The organism is Immundisolibacter sp., from assembly GCF_041601295.1.
Classification (GTDB): Bacteria; Pseudomonadota; Gammaproteobacteria; order Immundisolibacterales; family Immundisolibacteraceae; genus Immundisolibacter.
Genome location: NZ_JBFIII010000063.1, coordinates 1 through 16,930, shown reverse-complemented (window position 1 = coordinate 16,930; position 16,930 = coordinate 1). Strand labels below are relative to the sequence as shown.

Annotated in this window: 10 protein-coding genes; 6 read left to right on the top strand and 4 right to left on the bottom strand. The window is 63.8% G+C overall.

Translation table 11 applies throughout. From position 1 onward, the window contains the following. From ABZF37_RS09450 to ABZF37_RS09435, 4 genes are all read right to left on the bottom strand, one after another. Positions 1 to 230, bottom strand: a 230-nt coding sequence (locus ABZF37_RS09450; protein ID WP_372719231.1) for an aromatic-ring-hydroxylating dioxygenase subunit beta, incomplete at its 3' end; no start/stop codon positions are given. After that, complete coding sequence (locus tag ABZF37_RS09445) at positions 227 to 1,603, bottom strand: SRPBCC family protein (protein WP_372719229.1); 1,377 nt, start codon at positions 1,601 to 1,603, stop codon at positions 227 to 229. The genes ABZF37_RS09445 and ABZF37_RS09450, both read right to left, overlap by 4 nt. Positions 1,604 to 1,820: 217 nt before the next feature. Beyond that, a complete protein-coding gene (locus tag ABZF37_RS09440; RefSeq protein WP_372719227.1) occupies positions 1,821 to 2,627 on the bottom strand; it encodes an alpha/beta fold hydrolase in 807 nt (268 codons plus the stop codon). A gap of 11 nt (positions 2,628 to 2,638) precedes the next feature. Then, complete coding sequence (locus ABZF37_RS09435) at positions 2,639 to 3,901, bottom strand: LLM class flavin-dependent oxidoreductase (RefSeq protein ID WP_372719225.1); 1,263 nt, start codon at positions 3,899 to 3,901, stop codon at positions 2,639 to 2,641. Positions 3,902 to 4,095: 194 nt separating this feature from the next. Between ABZF37_RS09435 and ABZF37_RS09430 the strand changes: the two genes are divergently transcribed. From ABZF37_RS09430 to ABZF37_RS09405, 6 genes are all read left to right on the top strand, one after another. Continuing rightward, entirely contained in the window at positions 4,096 to 8,187 is a 4,092-nt protein-coding gene (locus ABZF37_RS09430; protein WP_372719223.1) for a DEAD/DEAH box helicase, read from the top strand. Between the two features lie 43 nt (positions 8,188 to 8,230). Beyond that, entirely contained in the window at positions 8,231 to 9,370 is a 1,140-nt protein-coding gene (locus tag ABZF37_RS09425; RefSeq protein WP_372719221.1) for a WD40/YVTN/BNR-like repeat-containing protein, read from the top strand. A gap of 710 nt (positions 9,371 to 10,080) precedes the next feature. Continuing rightward, the gene (locus ABZF37_RS09420; protein WP_372719219.1) at positions 10,081 to 11,049 is read left to right on the top strand and encodes an ABC transporter substrate-binding protein; all 969 of its coding nucleotides are present in this window, start codon (positions 10,081 to 10,083) and stop codon (positions 11,047 to 11,049) included. Beyond that, positions 11,046 to 14,504, top strand: coding sequence for an EAL domain-containing protein (locus tag ABZF37_RS09415; protein ID WP_372719217.1), 3,459 nt, complete (start codon positions 11,046 to 11,048; stop codon positions 14,502 to 14,504). The genes ABZF37_RS09420 and ABZF37_RS09415 overlap by 4 nt, the downstream gene beginning before the upstream one ends. Before the next feature lie 518 nt (positions 14,505 to 15,022). After that, entirely contained in the window at positions 15,023 to 16,297 is a 1,275-nt protein-coding gene (locus tag ABZF37_RS09410; protein ID WP_372719215.1) for a calcium-binding protein, read from the top strand. 369 nt (positions 16,298 to 16,666) lie between these two features. Next, positions 16,667 to 16,930, top strand: a 264-nt coding sequence (locus ABZF37_RS09405) for a calcium-binding protein (protein ID WP_372719213.1), incomplete at its 3' end; no start/stop codon positions are given.

The window sequence follows — 16,930 nt, the reverse complement described above, 5'->3', positions numbered from 1 at the left end:
ACGGCGCGCTCCACCCGCTCCTGCAGGCGTGAACGGCCAGCTAGATACAGCAGGGAAATCTCCGTTTGCGGATCGCTGATTTGTTGGTGCTCACCTACCCACGACGGTGCCCACAGCTCGCAGTCTTCGGTGAACAGTGCGAGCCAGTCCTGCCATTGCTGGCGGTCGAGGCAGTAGCCCTCGCGAAACAGCAGTTCGCTGCCGGTGGCGAGTAGATCGGCATGACTCATGGCTGCCCCGCCGCGGCGTGTGCCTGGCCGCGCTCCATCTGTTCCAGCCAGGCGTTGTAGGTGCCCAGGTAAGCCGCCTCGCCCTGAATGCCGATGTTGCCGCTGATGGAATGGATGGGATTAAGGCCGATGGTGGCGGCGGCCGGGTCCGGTCCCTCGCGCAGCAACTCAAGGCCCCGGTGGTAGCCCTGGTTCCATTCGATGACGCGGGCCTGATCCCCGGCCTGGACGCGCTCGTAGACGGCGGTGTCGTCCGGCGTGGCGACGCCGGTGGCGCTGAAAAAGTCCTCGTACTGGCGAATGCGCAGGGCGCGGGCGGGTGCCGGCTCGCCCTTGGGCGCCAGGCAAAAGGCGTAGACCTCGGTCTTGTCCACCGCCACCGGCCGGATCAGGCGCATCTGGAAGGTGGCGCTTTCCACCAGCAGGATGTTCGGAAAAATGGCGATGACACGCCCGCTGACCATCATGTCGGCCCTGGCTTCGCCAACGCGAGCGGCCATCTCCTGCCACATGGCGTAGCTTGGTCGATCCTCGCGCTTGCCGGCGCCGCGCAGCCACATGGCGCCGTGGCCATTGGGAAATGTGTAGTACGACACTTGCGCGTCGGCGTTGATGAAGGTGTTCAGATCGACCGAGCGGTTCTGGTCCTTGCCCTGGCGTTTGACGCGATTCATCACCATGGTGCCGAAGCTCGCATGCAGGGTCTTGGCATGGTAGATGTCGAGGCAGTTCTCGAACACCAGTTTCCAGTTGCCACCGTAGGTGAAGTTGGCGTCACCGCGCACGATCTCCAGCCCCTCCGGTGACTGATCGATCCACGAGTCCATGAACACGCGGGCATCGCCGAGGTACTCGCTCAGGGGCATGACGTCCGGGTTCAGGCTGGCAAAGAAAAAGCCACGGTATTCCTCCAGCCGTGCCACCTGGTGCAGGTCGTGGTCGAGACCGCGAAAGGCGTCGGTGTAGGCACCAGCTGTCTCGTCGGCGACCTGCAGGCATTTGCCGGCGCTGTCGAACATCCAGCCGTGGTAGGGGCACTTGTGGCGCTGGGTGTTGCCGGCCTGGGTTGTGGCGAGCAGCGCGCCACGGTGGCTACAGTGGTTCAGGAAGGCGCGCACCACGCCATCGGCGCCGCGCTGGGTGACGATTGGCGTGCGACCAATGACGCCAGTCAGGAAGTCGTGCGGTTGCGGCAGCTGCGCCGCGTGGCCGACGAATACCCATGAGCGCTCGTAGATGTAGCGCATTTCGAGTTCGAACAATTCCGGATCGCGGAACAGATCCAGGTGCATGCGCAGCACGCCCTGGTCCGGGCGGGCATCCACGTAGCGGGAAAAATCCTTCAGCGGCAGCTCACGCACACGGGCATCCATGGGTTCTTCCTCCAGGTTCTGTCGGCGTGGTCGCCAGGTGGTACGGGAGCCGTCCGTGACACGGCGGGCCGGCCAGGGTGGATTCGCCGGTGTCCGCTTAGCGCGGGCAGGGGAATGATGCAGCTATCACCCCGACCTACACAACTGTTCAGTGAGGTGATGGCGTCGCGCCGAGGATGGGCCGAACAAATTCTTCCCAGGCTTGACCATGCCCGTTTCAGGCGGCGGTTGAGGCCGGTCCCTGCAGGGCTGCCAGGGTCAGGCGAAGCGCGTCGGGCAGGCGCTCGATCTGTACCAGGTGTGAGGCCTGATCCAGAACTTCGAGGTGTGCATGTGGCATGCCCGCCATGAAAATGTCGGCGTAGGCGACGGGAATCAGACCGTCCTGCCGACCCCACATCAACAGTGTCGGTGCCTTGATGCGCGGCAGCCGGCGATCCAGGCCCTTGTCGGGAATGGGCCACAGAAACTTGGCGGCGGCGTTCAGCGTGGACAGGCGCTGGATCAGCACCTCGACCTGGTCGTCGACGTCGTCCGGGAGCGTGGCGATCGCCTTGGCGATCGGCGAGTCCGGGTCGACCAACATACGCGCGGCAAGATCCCGTGGGCGCATGGCGAAGATGTCCGGCATCGGGTTGTCGATGTCGAATACACCGGCCGGCGCAATGGCCACCAGGCGCTTGACGCGGCTTTGGTCGGTGGCGGCGATTTCGCAGGCGATCATGCCGCCCATGGAGTGCCCGACGACATCGACGGCATCGATATGCAAGGCGTCCAGCAGGTCGTAGTAGCCCAGCACCAGGTCCCACAGGTCGCGTACCTGGCTGATATCGTTGGACTTCGAGGTGCCCGGCATGAACGGCGCGATGACCCGGTAATGCTCGGCCAGGGCATCGAGGTAGGGATCCCAGGCCAGGCCGCCGGCGCCGTGCAGGAACAGCAGCGGCTCGCCCTGGCCGGCTTCCAGGGTGTCAATGGCCAGGCGGCGGTTGACCTGGTAGGTGTGCTCGGTGGGTTGTGGCATGTCGGTATCCCTCAGGCGGCGCTGCGGCGGGCGTCGGTGTTGGCCGGCGGATCTTCGCCAAAGCCGCTCGGCCAGAACGCCGACGCATCCCATTCGGGCCACAGGTTGCGGATGTGCGGCAGCACCCCCTCGGCAAACAGGTTCAGGTTCTTCAAGGACAGGTGCTGGGGCATGGAGCCGCAATGGAACAGCCAGATCAGGTTGCCGACATGCAGTTCGCGCGCCGCCTCGATGATCTGCTCGCGCACCGTTTCCGGCGAACCGGCGATGATGTAGCCGCTTTCCACCAGTTCCTTCCAGCCGAAGCCTTCGTCCAGGACCGACTTGCCGAACTTGGCCGTGCCATCGAGCTGCGAGCGCAACCCGGCGCGCAGGCTGGCCGGGGTGCGATAGCCCGGCGCCTCGACGAAGCGCGGATCGATGTGCATGCACTTGGCGAAGAAGTACTTGACGTGTTCCTCGTAATCGATCTGCGCCTGGGCGTCGGTTTCCGATACGCAGATGAACTGCGCGTAGCCGGCGCGGTAGGGGTTGCGGTCCTTGCCGAGCGCATCGGCGCGGTCCCAGAACGGTCCCATCACCTTCTTGGCGTACTTGTGGCCGAAGAACGACAGGTACGAGAACGAGTAGTCGTTCAGCAGCGAGAAGTCGTAGGTCTCGACGCTGCCGCCGCCGGGAATCCACACCGGCGGGTGCGGGCGCTGGGCGGTGCGCGGCCAGGTGTTCACGTAGCGCAGCTGGTTGTACTTGCCGTTCCAGGTGAACACTTCATCCGTGGTCCAGGCCTTCATCACCAGCTCGTGCGCCTCGTAGTAGCGCTCGCGCATCTCCGACGGGTTGATGCCGTAGACGTAGTTGGTGTCCATGGAGGTGCCGACCGGAAAGCCGGCGATGAACTTGCCGCCCGACAGCACGTCCAGCATGGCCATTTCCTCGGCCACGCGGATCGGCGGGTTGTACAGCGCCAGGCTGTTGCCGAGCACCACCACCGAGGTGGTGTCCGAATGGCGCACCTTGCGCGACAGGATCGACGCCATCAGGTTTGGCGAGGGCATCAGGCCGTAGCCGTTGCTGTGATGCTCGTTCACGCCGACCGCGTCGTAGCCCAGGTCCACCGCGGTTTCCAGCGCGTCCAGGTAGTCGTGGTAGTACTGGTGGCCCTTGCGCGGGTCGTACAGCTTGCGCGGGATGGTGACCCATACGCTGTCGTATCGGGTCTCGAAGTCCGCCGGCAAATCCTTGTACGGCATCAGGTTGAAGGCAACGACTTTCATTCGTATGTTCCTCTCGGTCGGGTAGGCATCCGGGTATGGCCGACCGGCCGCGCCCTAGTGTCCTGAGCCTGTATAACAAACCGCGTCGCCGCTGTCCTGTTCGCCGGTTCGTTGGCCGCCCCGGGGGCTGGGCGCCGGGGGGGTGCTGCGGCATAGTGGGCCATGTCTGGCAGATCCACGGCGGGTAGGTGTCAATGCCGCTGAGTGTTTTTCATCCCGCGGTTGCCGCCTGGTTCGACAAGACCTTTGCCGGGCCAACGTCGGCGCAGCTGGCCGCCTGGCCGGCCATCCGTGGCGGGCAGCACACCCTGCTCGCCGCGCCAACCGGCTCGGGCAAGACGCTGGCGGCCTTTCTGACCGTCATCGACGATCTGGTCCGCGTCGGTTTGGCGCGGCCGCTGCCCGAAGGCGTACAGGTGCTGTACGTGTCGCCGCTGCGGGCGTTGTCGGCGGATATTCACAAGAACCTGCAACTGCCGCTGGCCGGTATCCGCGACGAGTTGCTGATGCGCGGCCTGCCGGACGTGCCGATCCGCGCCGGGGTGCGCACGGGTGACACGCCGCAGGCCGAGCGCGAGCGTCAGCGCCGCCAGCCACCGCATATTCTGGTGACCACGCCAGAGTCGCTGTACATCCTGCTGACCTCCAAGTCCGGTCGCGTCATGCTCGGGGGCGTGCGGACTGTCATCGTCGACGAAATCCACGCCATGGCGGCCAGCAAGCGCGGTTGTCACCTGATGCTGTCGCTGGAACGCCTTACCGCGCTGATCGGCGCGTCGCCGCTACGCATTGGTTTGTCGGCCACCCAAAAGCCGATCCGCCGGATTGCCGACTATCTGGTCGGTGCCGACGGCGACTGCGCGGTGATCGACACCGGTCATGTGCGCGAGCGGGACCTCGCGATCGAAGTGCCAGACTCACCGTTGACCGCGGTCATGGCGAACGAGGTCTGGACCGAGGTCTACGACCGCCTGGCGGCGCTGGTTGCTGAACACCGCACCACGCTGGTGTTCGTCAACACGCGGCGCCTGGCAGAACGGGCGGCGCGCCACCTGGCCGAACGCATCGGCGAGGAGTTCGTCACCGCCCACCACGGCAGCCTGGCCCGGCGCCACCGGCTGGATGCCGAACAGCGCCTCAAATCCGGCCAGCTCAAGGCGCTGGTGTGCACGGCTTCGCTGGAGCTGGGTATCGACATTGGCGACGTCGACCTGGTGTGTCAGCTCGCGTCGCCCAAGTCCATTGCCACTTTTTTGCAGCGGGTCGGGCGCTCCGGCCACACCGTGGGCGGCCTGCCCAAGGGACGTCTGTTTCCGCTGTCGCGGGACGATCTGGTCGAATGCACGGCGTTGCTGGATGCGGTGCGGCGGGACGAACTGGACGCCATTGGCATCCCGCAGGCGCCGCTCGATGTGCTGGCGCAGCAAATCGTGGCCGAGGTTGCAGCCCGGGAATGGGACGAGGCCGACCTGTACCGCTGTTTGACGCGTGCCCATCCATACCGGCAACTGGCGCGCGCGGACTACACCGCGGTGGTCAAGATGCTGGCCGATGGCTACACCACGCGCCGTGGCCGACGCGGCGCGTACCTGCACCGCGATGCCGTACACGGCCGGCTGCGCGCCCGCCGCGGCGCGGCCCTGGCGGCGGTGACCAATGGCGGAGTGATCCCGGATCAGTTCGACTGCGACGTGCTGCTGACGCCAGACAGTTTGCGTATCGGCAGCGTGAATGAGGACTTTGCCTTCGAGAGCCTGCCCGGAGACATCTTTCAGCTTGGCAACGTGTCCTACCGCATTCTTAAGGTCGAGACCGGGCGCATGTTCGTTCAGGATGCGCACGGCCAGCCGCCCAACATACCGTTCTGGTTCGGCGAGGCGCCCGGTCGTACCAACGAGCTGTCAGCCGCGGTGTCGCGATTGCGCCAGGACCTGGCCATGTGGCTGGATGACGGCGGACCGCCGGCCGCCGTGGCGGCGCTCACCGAACGGCTGTGTCTGCCGCTGGCGGCCGCGCGGCAGCTGGTCGATTATCTGGCGGCGGCCAGGGCGGCGCTCGGAGCGTTGCCGACACTGGATACGGTGATTTTCGAGCGTTTTTTCGACCAGACCGGCGACCAGCACCTGGTCATCCACGCGCCGTTCGGTTCGCGCATCAACAAGGCCTGGGGCCTGGCCCTGCGCAAGCGCTTTTGCCGGCGCTTCAACTTCGAGCTGCAGGCGGCGGCGCTGGAGGACAGCATCGTTATCTCGCTGGGGGCGGTGCACAGCTTTCCACTGCACGAACCGGCTGGCTACCTGAAACTCGCCAGCGCGCGCGAGGTGCTGATCCAGGCCTTGATTGCCGCGCCACTGTTCGAGGCGCGCTGGCGCTGGGTGGCGACCGCGGCGCTGGCCATCCTGCGCCAGCGCGGTGGCCGGCGCGCGCCACCACAGTGGCAGCGCAACGACGCGCAGGATCTGGTCGCCGCGGTGTTTCCGGACCAGATCGCCTGTGCCGAGAATCTGAACGCCGAGCGCAGCGTCCCGAACCATCCGCTGGTGCAGCAGACCGTTGTCGACTGCCTGAGCGAATCCATGGACGTGGATGGCTTTCTGGGCGTCCTGGCCGGCATCGAAAGCGGCGCTATTCGCATTCTGACCTGCGACCTCACCGCCCCCTCGCCGCTGGCCGAAGAGATTCTCAATGCGCGGCCGTATGCCTTTCTGGACGATGTGCCGGCCGAGGAGCGGCGTACGCTGGCCGTACGCCCGGCGCCGGCGGATCTGTCGGCCAGCGCGGCGCTGGGAGTGTTGCTGCAGGACGCCATCGACCGCGTGCGCGTCGAGGCCTGGCCACAGGCGCACAGCGACGACGAGTTGCATGACGCGCTGCTGCTGCTGGGCTTTATCAGCGCCGCCGAGGCGGCGCGCCAGGCCGTGTGGAGGCAAAGCCTGACGGCGCTGGCCGTGGACGGGCGGGCGACCTGTCTGACCACCGACTCGGTCGCGCTGTGGGTGGCGGCCGAGCGCCTGGCCGAAGCCCGTGCCGTATTGCCTGCCGGCGTAGCCAGCCCGCCGATTGCGGCCATCACCGATGGCCCGGCACCCACGCCGCAGGACGCCCTGCGCGAGCTGCTGCGCAGCCGTCTGGAGGGGCTCGGTCCAGTCACGCAGGTACAGCTCGCAGCATCGCTTGGCCTGTCCCCGACGAGCATCGAACCGGCCCTGCTGGCCCTGGAGGGCGAAGGCTTTGCTTTGCGTGGGCGCTACACGCCAGACAGCATTGATGAGGAATGGTGCGAACGCGGCCTGTTGGCCCGCATTCACCGCTACAGCCTGGACCGGCGGCGGCGCGAAATCGCGCCAGTCAGCGAGGTCGACTACCGCCGTTTCCTGCGCCGCTGGCAGGGCCTGGACGAGCCGTGTGAAGGGCCACAGGCGCTGTACGCCGTCATCGAACAACTGGAAGGTCTGCCCCAGCCGGCAGCGGCCTGGGAAGGCGACCTGCTGCCGGCGCGAATGGTCGGCTATCTGCCGTTCTGGCTCGATCAGCTGTGTGCCGAAGGGCGCGTGGCGTGGTTGCGTCTGCTCCCGCCACGCCTGAGCCGCGAGCGCCCGCGCGCCGTGTCACCGGTGCGCAGCACGCCGATTGCGCTGGTGCCGCGCGAGCATCTGCATTATTGGCGCGCGCTGATTCGCCCGTCAGCTATCGAGCCAAGCTTGTCGTCGCCCGCGGCCCGGGTGCGGGACGCGATGGCGGCGCTGGGCGCGTCGTTTTTTGCCGATCTGGTCAGCGCCACGGGCCTGCTGCGCACGCAGGTGGAGCAAGCCCTGGCCGAGCTGGTGGCGTTGGGGCTGGTCACGTCGGACAGCTTTTCCGGCTTGCGAACGCTGATCACGCCCGCCAGTCAGCGTCCGAGTTTTGCGCCGCGCCGCTACCGCAGCCCGCGACTCCGGGTGGCCGGCGTCGGCGCCGCTGGTCGCTGGTCGCTGTTGCCCGCGCTCAGCGACGCGATCGATTCCAAACAGCGTGATGCCGCCATCGAACACGTTGCTCATACGCTACTGCTACGCCACGGGGTGGTGTTTCGGGCCGCGCTGGAGGGCGAGACCGTCATCCCCGCCTGGCGCGAGTTGCTCTATGTTTACCGCCGGCTTGAGGCACGTGGCGAGCTGCGTGGCGGGCGCTTCGTGGAACGCTTTGCCGGCGAGCAGTATGCTGCGGCAGAAGCGCTGGACATGTTGCGCGACCAGCGCCGTCGCTCGGCTGCAGCGCCGCCCGAAGCCGCGGTACAGTTTGCCTAGTCAGCCTGATCTAGCCACGTCCACAACATTAGGAGTAAGGCCCATGAATATCTGTCTTTCACCCGGCGGCGGCAGCGTTTACGACTCACCTGCCTGGTCCGGCCGCTTGCTGGTCGGTACCCAGGGTGGCGTGGTGGAACTTGAAGAACTGTCTGACAGCTGGCGAGAAGTCGGCCGGGGCCTGACCGAACACCACGTCTGTGCCCTGATAGCCGAGCCGGTCAGTGGCAATTACTACGCCGGTACCCACGATGCCGGGGTGTTCGTAAGTCCGGATGGCCGGCACTGGCAGCCGGCCAGCAAGGGTCTTGAACACAGCAACGTGTTCAGCATGACCAGCGTGCGCCGCCCGGACGGCAAGGTGCGGCTGTATGCGGGTACCGAGCCGGCGGCGCTGTTCGAGAGCCGGGATTTTGGCGAGTCCTGGCAGCGTCTGACAGGCCTTGAGGCGACCACCGGCCGGGACGGCTGGATGTTCCCGGCGCCGCCGTTCGTCGCCCACATCAAGCAGATCGCCGTCGACCCGCAGGACGCGAACGCCATCTATATCTGCGTCGAGCAGGGTGGTCTGTACAGCAGCCGCGACGCCGGCCAGACCTGGATCGAACACACCGCCGGCATGCCTAACGACGCCCACCGCGTGCTGTTGCATCCAACCCGAAGCGGTCGCCTGTTCCTGGCCAACGGCTTTTTTTTCAATCGCAGCGACGATAGTGGAAAAACCTGGTTCGAGATGAAAGAGCAAACCCGCAAGATTGGCTATGCCGACCCGCTGGTCTACCACCCGCGCCGGCCGGAGACGATGTTTGTCAGCGGCGCCTTCGCCACGCCGGACACCTGGGTCAAGGGCAGCGCTGACGTGAGCATTGCCCGTTCCCGGGACGGTGGCGACAGCTGGCAGTACGCCCGTGGCGGGTTGCCGGCGGAAATCCGTCCTTCGGTCGAGGCCATGTGCCTGGAGGCCATGGGCGATGCCTGCCGGGTGTTCATTGGCAACACCGACGGCGAGGTCTGGATGACACAGGACGAAGGTGAGCAGTGGCGCCGGATCGGCGCCGGCATGCCGCCGGTGAGCAAGTGCTTTCACGCTGACCTCATCAACGGCAAGCTCGACCTGACCGAAGTACGTATTCCGGACGAGATCCGGGCGCTCATGGAGCAGATGGTGCAGCGGCCGGCCTAGCCGGCCGCAGAGGGACGCTTGCCCGCCAGTTGCGTGGTGGGCCGGGCAATGCCGAATCCACTAAGGTGCGGTCAGGGACGTTTCACTGCCCTGATCGGGTCCGCAGCCTCGGCGTTTTGCCAATAGAGCCAAAGCAAGGCCACAGCGGCGTGGCTTGAGTCCACTGCTCCACCCACGGACATCGGGTGCTGTCCGGTGCGGGCGTGGCTGTCGCCGCCAAGTTTTCCAAAGCTATATATCCGTCTGATACCAGGCTGGCCAGTGTCGGTGTGTGATTGGAACCGATGTTCTGGTTTGCCCGGGGCCGGTCGTGTTGTTGGGCCGGGTGTAACCCTCTCGGATGCACCGGTATGTGGCGCTGACGGGAAGTGCGTACGCTAGACCGTGACCAGCGCAGATACCGGTTATTCATCGTCCAAAACGACCCGGTGATCAACACCGCAGATTGGTCGCGCCCTGGGGTCGGGCAGCAGGCGCTTTCGCCACACTTCATCGGGGTGCCGGTTCGATGTGCATGAGGCACCGGAGCCGGAATGGATGCACCTCCTTCTGCACCAGCCGCCGCCATCCGCTGTCGTAACAGACCGGCCCGGCCCGCGTGGATCACGAGCAGCGAACAGCAACGTGGTGTAGGGCCGTTGGGTCTGGTCTGTTGCTCAAGGATTTCCTGGGAACGGTCGACATTGGCAACCGACCCCAGGAGATTGTGAATGGTTCGCCGCCTGTTGTTTGCCCGATTCGTTGCCTGTGCCAGCCTGCCGCTGTGGCTGGCGGCCTGCGTTCCGGCCAAGCCACTGTCCGTGGGCGTTCATCCGTGGATCGGTTACGAGTCGTTCTACCTGGCTGGCGAGTTTGGTTGGTTGCCGCCTGGCGTGGCTTTCCAACAGGAAGGGGCTGCCCGTGATTCGCTGGCCGCGCTCAAGGCGGGCACGCTGGATGCTGCGACCTTGACGCTGGATGAGGTCGTGCGCGCGCGCGCGGGTGGTCTGCGGCTGACCGTGGTGTTGGTGCTGGATGTCTCGTCCGGCGTCGACATGGTGTTGGCGCAGCCGGGCATCACGCGGCTCGCCAACCTGGCCGGAAAACGCATCGGTGTGGAGCGTTCGGCCATGGGCGCGCTGGTACTCAAATACTCGCTTATGGAAGCGGGACTCGCAGCGGATGCTGTGACCGTCGTCGAATTGTCGCCCGATCAGCAGCTTGCCGCCTGGCGCGAACGCCGGGTGGATGCGGTAGTGACCTATGGGCCGAATGCCGCCTTGCTGTTACGCGAAGGCGCCGTGAAGCTGCTGGACAGCCGCAAGATGCCGGCGAATCGCTTTGGCGTGCTGGCTGTGCGGCATGATCGCCTGCCCGGGCGCGAAGATGCACTCCGGGCATTGCTGGGTGCGCATTTTCGAGCCCTGGAGCACCTTCGCAATAACCGGCCGGACGCCGTGTATCGCATCGCCGCGCATCAGGGCATCCGCGCCAGCGAGGTCGTGCGCGCCATGGCTGGCGTGAGCTTGCCCGACCTGGCTGGCAACCGTCACTACCTCGCGCCGGGGTCTTTGTTTGAGCAGGAGGTCCGCCGACTGAACGAGGTCATGACGCACGATCGGCTCGTGCCGCTGGGCAACCCTCTGGTCGATCTGGTCGACGCGGGTTTCTTGCCGTCAGAAGAAGCATTCTTCCTGTGAGGGTCCGCAGCCAGCTCCTGTTACTGACAGCGCTGGCGCTGTCGAGCCTGGGGTTTGCTCACGCCGAGGTACTGGTCCTTGGAGTTCTGGCCGAACGGCCCAAACCGGCCATCGAGGCACAGTATCAGCCGCTTGCGGATTACCTGACTGCGCACCTGCCGGGCATTCAGGTCGATCTGGTGGTGTTGGACCAGGACGAGATGGAACATGCCCTCCGGGCCAGCCGGCTTGATCTGGCGCTGGTTGGGCCGAGTTTTTACGTCACGCTGCGCAGTCGTAGCAGCCTGAGTGGCGCGCTTGCCACCCTGATGAGCCTGCACGATGGGCAGGCCACCACCAGTCTGGGTGGCGTCATCGTCACCGCCGCGGCGCGGGGTGGTATCAACACGGTGGCGGACCTGAAGGGAAAGCGGATTGCGATTCCCGGAAAGCAGTTTCTCGGGGGTTATCCGAGTCAGGCCTATGAACTTGAACGAGCGGGTATCCACATGCCCAGTGGCGTCGCGCTGCAGGTGCTCGGCAGTTACGATGCCGTGGTCAGCGCGGTGCTGGAGGGACGGGCCGACGCGGGTTTCGTGCGTACCGGCACGATCGAGACTCTGACGGCCGCCGGTAAGCTTGACCCGGCCAGCCTGCGCATCCTTAACCTCCAGAATCTGGCCGGGTATCCGTTCGCTGCCTCCACGCGCCTTTATCCCGAGTGGCCCATTGTTGCGTTGCCGCATGTGGACGAGCGCACCGTGCGCCGCGTTGCCAGTGCCCTGTTCGCCATGCCGCCGGTCCCGGCCACCGGTTTTGGTGGCTTTGCTCCGCCGATGGATTATCTGGCGGTGGAGAATCTGGCCCGCGCACTGCGCATCCCGCCTTACGATCAGACGCCTGGATTCACCTGGCGTGATGCATGGCAAAAATTTCAGATTGCCGGGATTATCCTGGCCGTGGGCCTCGTGTGCATCGGTATCCAGCTGGTGCTGTTGGCGCGCCGTAATCGGTTGCTTGCGCACGCCGGCACGGCGTTGGAGCAATCGATGGCAGCGCAAAAAGCCATCCTGTCGGCCGTACCCCATCCGATGCTGGAGCTTGACGCCAGCGGTCGCATCCTGAACGTCTGGGCGAGCAGTTGGGATACTTTCTCCGTCAGCCGGGACAAACTTCTGGGACACCCAGTGTCCGAGGTCTTACCCGAGCAGGCTGTCGGCCAGGTGTATCTGGCCTTGAGCGAGGCGGCCACCAAGGGCCGGGCCTATGGTCAGCAGATCCAAACCGCCAAGAATCTCTGGTTCGAGTTGTCCGTGAGCAGGGTCGAGGACAGCACGCCGCAGCGATTCATCGTGCTGGCCAGCAATATCACCGAGCGCCGACGCGGAGAGGAACAGCTGGAAATCGCCGCCAGCGTATTTACCCATGCCAGTGAAGGCATTGTGATCGCGGATGCGACGGGCCATATCGTCAACGTCAACGCTGCCTATTCGCGGATTACCGGCTATGGGCGCGCCGAGCTGGTGGGACGCAGCGCCCACGAGTTCGAGACCAAAGACCAAGGAGCCGGATTCACGGTCGCCATCTGGCGTGACCTGGCGGACGTCGGGCAGTGGCAGGGCGAGGTTCGGAACCGGCGCAAGAACGGCAAGTTCTATCCGGCAATTCTGAACATAAATTCGGTGCTCGACGCGACTGGTGAGCCCACACACTATGTGGCGGTGCTGACCGATATTTCGGTGCTCAAGGAGCAGCAGCGCAAGCTTGAGGACATCGCCTACCACGATGCCTTGACCGGCCTGCCGAATCGGGCGCTGTTAGCTGACCGATTGCAGCAGGCGATGGCGCAGGCGGAGCGCCGCGCGGACCGTCTGGCGGTGCTCTATCTCGATCTTGACGCCTTCAAGGCGGTGAACGACACCTATGGTCACGGCCAGGGTGATGCACTCCTGATTACCATCGCCCGTCGTCTCAAAGCGGCTCTGCGTGAAGGCGATACCCTGGCCAGAATGGGTGGGGACGAGTTCGTTCTCGTGCTCAACGACATGAGCCGCGAAGACGATTACGTGCCGCTACTGGGTCGACTGCTGGCGGCCGCATCTGATCCAGTGTCCCTGGACGATCTGGTGCTTCGCGTGTCTGCCAGCATCGGGGTGACCTTCTATCCGCAGGCCCAGGAAGTCGGCCCTGAACACCTGGTGCGCCAGGCCGATCAGGCGCTTTACCAGGCCAAGCTCGCGGGCAAGAACCGCTACGAGATCTACGATCCCGACATGGATGACGTGGTCCGGCATCGCCACGAAAGCCTGGGCGAGATTCGACGCGCCCTGCAGGCGCATGAGTTCGTGCTGCATTACCAGCCCAAGGTAAACATGCGCACCGGTGAGGTAGTCGGCGCCGAAGCCTTGATCCGCTGGCAGCACCCGGTGCGTGGCCTGTTGCAGCCCGGGGAGTTCCTGCCATTGCTCGAGGATCACGCGGCCAGCGTTGATCTGGGCGAATGGGTGATCAGCGCCGCGTTGGCGCAGATGCAGGCCTGGCAAGCAGCCGGGCTGGATATTCCGGTCAGCGTGAACGTAGGCGGCGGGCAGCTGCAGCAGCCTGATTTTGTGGGCCGCCTGCGCTTACTGCTGGCGGCCTGCCCAGGGGTTAGGAAAGGCAGCCTGGAGCTTGAAGTACTCGAAACCAGTGCGCTTGAAGACATCGAGCACGTGTCCGAGGTGATGGCCGCGTGCCGCGAGATCGACGTGACGTTTGCGATCGACGATTTTGGTACTGGCTATTCGTCGCTGCTGTATTTGAAACACCTGCCAGTCACGCGGATCAAGATCGACCAAAGTTTCGTTCGCGGCATGCTCGATAACGCCGATGACCTTGCCATCCTGGACGGCGTGCTCGGTTTGGCGGCGGCCTTTGGGCGGCAGGTGATCGCCGAAGGCGTGGAGACAGCCGAGCAGGGCGAATTGCTGTTGCGCTTGGGCTGCCAGTTCGCTCAAGGCTATGGAATTGCCCGGCCGATGCCGGCTGGCGAGTTCGCCGTCTGGGTGGGCAATTGGCACCCACACGAGGCCTGGATGAGTCCGCAGGCGCATGTCAGTCGCGACGAGTGGCCGTTGCTTTTGGCGGATGTTGAACACCGGGCCTGGATACGTGGCCTGGAGGCGTGCTGCAAGGGCGAACGAGTAGGGCCAGCTCCTCTGGACGTCCACGAGTGTCGCTTTGCCCAGTGGGTGAGCAGCGAGGGGCGGGCGCGATACGGCGCGTACCCGGTTTTTCAGGCGATGCAGAAGCTGCATCGGGACGGCCACACGCTCGCCGACGAATTGCTTGATCTACACGGTCAGGGTGCGTCTGCCAAGGCCGCAGCCCGCATAGCCGAGTTGTATGCCGTGCAGGACGCATTGCGGGGTTATATGGGTGGCTTTCTGAATTCCATCGATCTGGCCCCCGACGACCAGCTAGTTGATGTGGCGTAAATGGCTCACGGGGTGGGCGATCGCCGGTCCAAAAAGGCCATCTTCGTTACCGGGATACCCCATTGGGTGGGCGCCACAACCGAAAACGGCCAATTTAAGTGAGTTGACTATGCATTGATTCAAACGGGCTCGTCTGAAAATCCCCGTGGTACTGCTTGACAGATTATCCGATTTTTATTAACGGCGCAGGTTTCCAGCAGATAGTCCGTTTAGGTCGTATTGAGAAACCGGTCTCCATGGCTATTCACAGGCCAGTCAATTGGCGTTTCTATGGGTTGTTCGCGCGGCCACGCTGGTCTGATTTGCAGAATCCAGTTGGGTCTTCATTCTGAACAGACATACTGCGAGTAGCGCGAAATCAAGAGCCATTGCCGATCATCACTCGTGCTTTTATTACTGTGTCTGGTACCTAAGTACAGTCTTTTATTGCTTGTTTGTGCTAGCCGAGAAAGATAGCCTGCAAGTCGGGGCGTGGCTAGAGGCCAAAAACCATTAATCATTAATACAGGAATTCTGTTATGGCTATTGTGGGTACAAGCGGGAACAACATCATTAATGGCACCGCATTCGGAGATTTGATCAATGCTGGTGGTGGCGATGACATCGTTCACGGCGGCGATGGCTTTGACGTCATTCTTGGGGGCTGGGGAAATGACACGCTTTATGGCGACGGCGGGGACGACGTCCTGCTCGGCGGCAATGGGAACGATACGCTTTATGGCGACGATGGGAGCGACGCAGCCAGCGGCGGTAACGACGTTCTCTATGGAGGCTACGGCGCCGACGTGATGTGGGGCGAGGGCGGCCACGACCTGCTGTTTGGCGGTGGGCACAACGACACACTCCACGGCGGGGCCGGCGACGATCTGTTATTCGGCGGTGCCGGCAACGATACTCTCAATGGTGGTGACGGTAACGATCTACTCGCAGGCAATGCGGGTAACGACACTTTGAACGGCGGAGCTGGAATTGATCTTCTGGACTTTTCCGGCGTTGCCGGGGCATGGTCATTCACCCTGGGGGCAGGTGGTTCCGGCACTGCCAGTGTGGACGGAACGGACACTTATTCCGGGATGGAGGGGGTCATCGGGAGTGCTGGCGCCAATAGCCTGACCGGTAACGAGGGCGACAATATCCTGCGTGGCGGTGGGGGGAATGACGAATTGGACGGCGCGGATGGAAACGACGTCCTGGATTTTTCTGACGCGACGTTCGGTCTGAATTTCACGTTGAATCAGGGTACTAACGACGGTGGATGGTGGAGCACCGGAGAGCTGTCCGGAATCGGTACCGATGCGTACCGCAATATGGAAGGCGTGATCGGTTCCAGTTTTATCGACAACCTCACCGGCTCAGACCTGGATGACTTTCTCGACGGTGGTGGAAGTACCGATCTGCTGTTTGGGGGCGGCGGCAACGATACCCTGCGCGGCGGCCTCGGGGCGGACACGATTTTGGGCGGCTCAGGTAGTGACACGTTCCTATGGAAAGCGGCTGACATTACGCCAGGCGATACGTCGACCGATACGATCCTGGATTTCAGCGTTCTGTTGCCTGACTCCGGCGGGGATGTGCTCGATATCTCGGACTTGTTACTGGGCTATAACTCTGAAACGCCGGCTGCCTTTCTTATGTTGACCCCGGTCGACATGGGTATAAACACTGTGTTGAGCATCGATCGTGACGGCTCGGGCGGGGACTATGAATTCCAGGACCTGGTCACGCTGGTAGGGGTGTTCGGACAGGATATCGACACCTTGCTTGCCAATGGCAATATTGACGTGACGGCCTAAGGACACGCTGAAGTATTCAGCGTTTCCCGCAGCGCAAGGATGCGCTCACAAAATCTGTGGCTGTAAGCCATTGATTTTGTGAGTCATCGGAAAACCACGCTTTTCCGATGGCGGGCGCTAAGAAATCCAGAACGGATTTATTCAGCGCTTCCCTAAGCGGCTCGCTGGCAGCAGCTCTGGCCTGGCCCCGGGCACTCGGAGCTTATTTCCGCAGGTTGCAATAACGCGTGTCCGGCGCCCTGGACCTATACCGGACGCATGGGGTTGTCCCTATGGACAACCGTAAAACTTGTTTTGGGCAAGCGCGCCGGGTTAGTCTACCCGACCGGCCACAGACGGCATCGGCTTGATATAACGTGGGGATTAATCATGGCAACGATATACGGTACTGAGTGGAACGATTTCAAGGCTGGCGGTTGGGGCAACGACACGATCTACGGCTATGGAGGCGATGATCTCCTGAACGGCGGCGGCGGTGATGACACTATTTACGGTGGCTCCGGGGTCGACATCATCACCGGATATTGGGGCAACGATACGCTTTATGGCGGGGCTGACAACGATTTCGTCTACGGTGGAAATGGCAACGACATTTTATACGGGGACGACGGCCTCGACACTGAGGCGGGTGGT

What these genes read in the sequence shown, in the direction of transcription:
- ABZF37_RS09435 (WP_372719225.1), bottom strand. Translation starts at nt 3,901, where the DNA reads ATGAAAGTCGTTGCCTTCAACCTGATGCCGTACAAGGATTTGCCGGCG.
- ABZF37_RS09420 (WP_372719219.1), top strand. Translation starts at nt 10,081, where the DNA reads ATGGTTCGCCGCCTGTTGTTTGCCCGATTCGTTGCCTGTGCCAGCCTG.
- ABZF37_RS09430 (WP_372719223.1), top strand. Translation starts at nt 4,096, where the DNA reads ATGCCGCTGAGTGTTTTTCATCCCGCGGTTGCCGCCTGGTTCGACAAG.
- ABZF37_RS09410 (WP_372719215.1), top strand. Translation starts at nt 15,023, where the DNA reads ATGGCTATTGTGGGTACAAGCGGGAACAACATCATTAATGGCACCGCA.
- ABZF37_RS09440 (WP_372719227.1), bottom strand. Translation starts at nt 2,627, where the DNA reads ATGCCACAACCCACCGAGCACACCTACCAGGTCAACCGCCGCCTGGCC.
- ABZF37_RS09425 (WP_372719221.1), top strand. Translation starts at nt 8,231, where the DNA reads ATGAATATCTGTCTTTCACCCGGCGGCGGCAGCGTTTACGACTCACCT.
- ABZF37_RS09445 (WP_372719229.1), bottom strand. Translation starts at nt 1,603, where the DNA reads ATGGATGCCCGTGTGCGTGAGCTGCCGCTGAAGGATTTTTCCCGCTAC.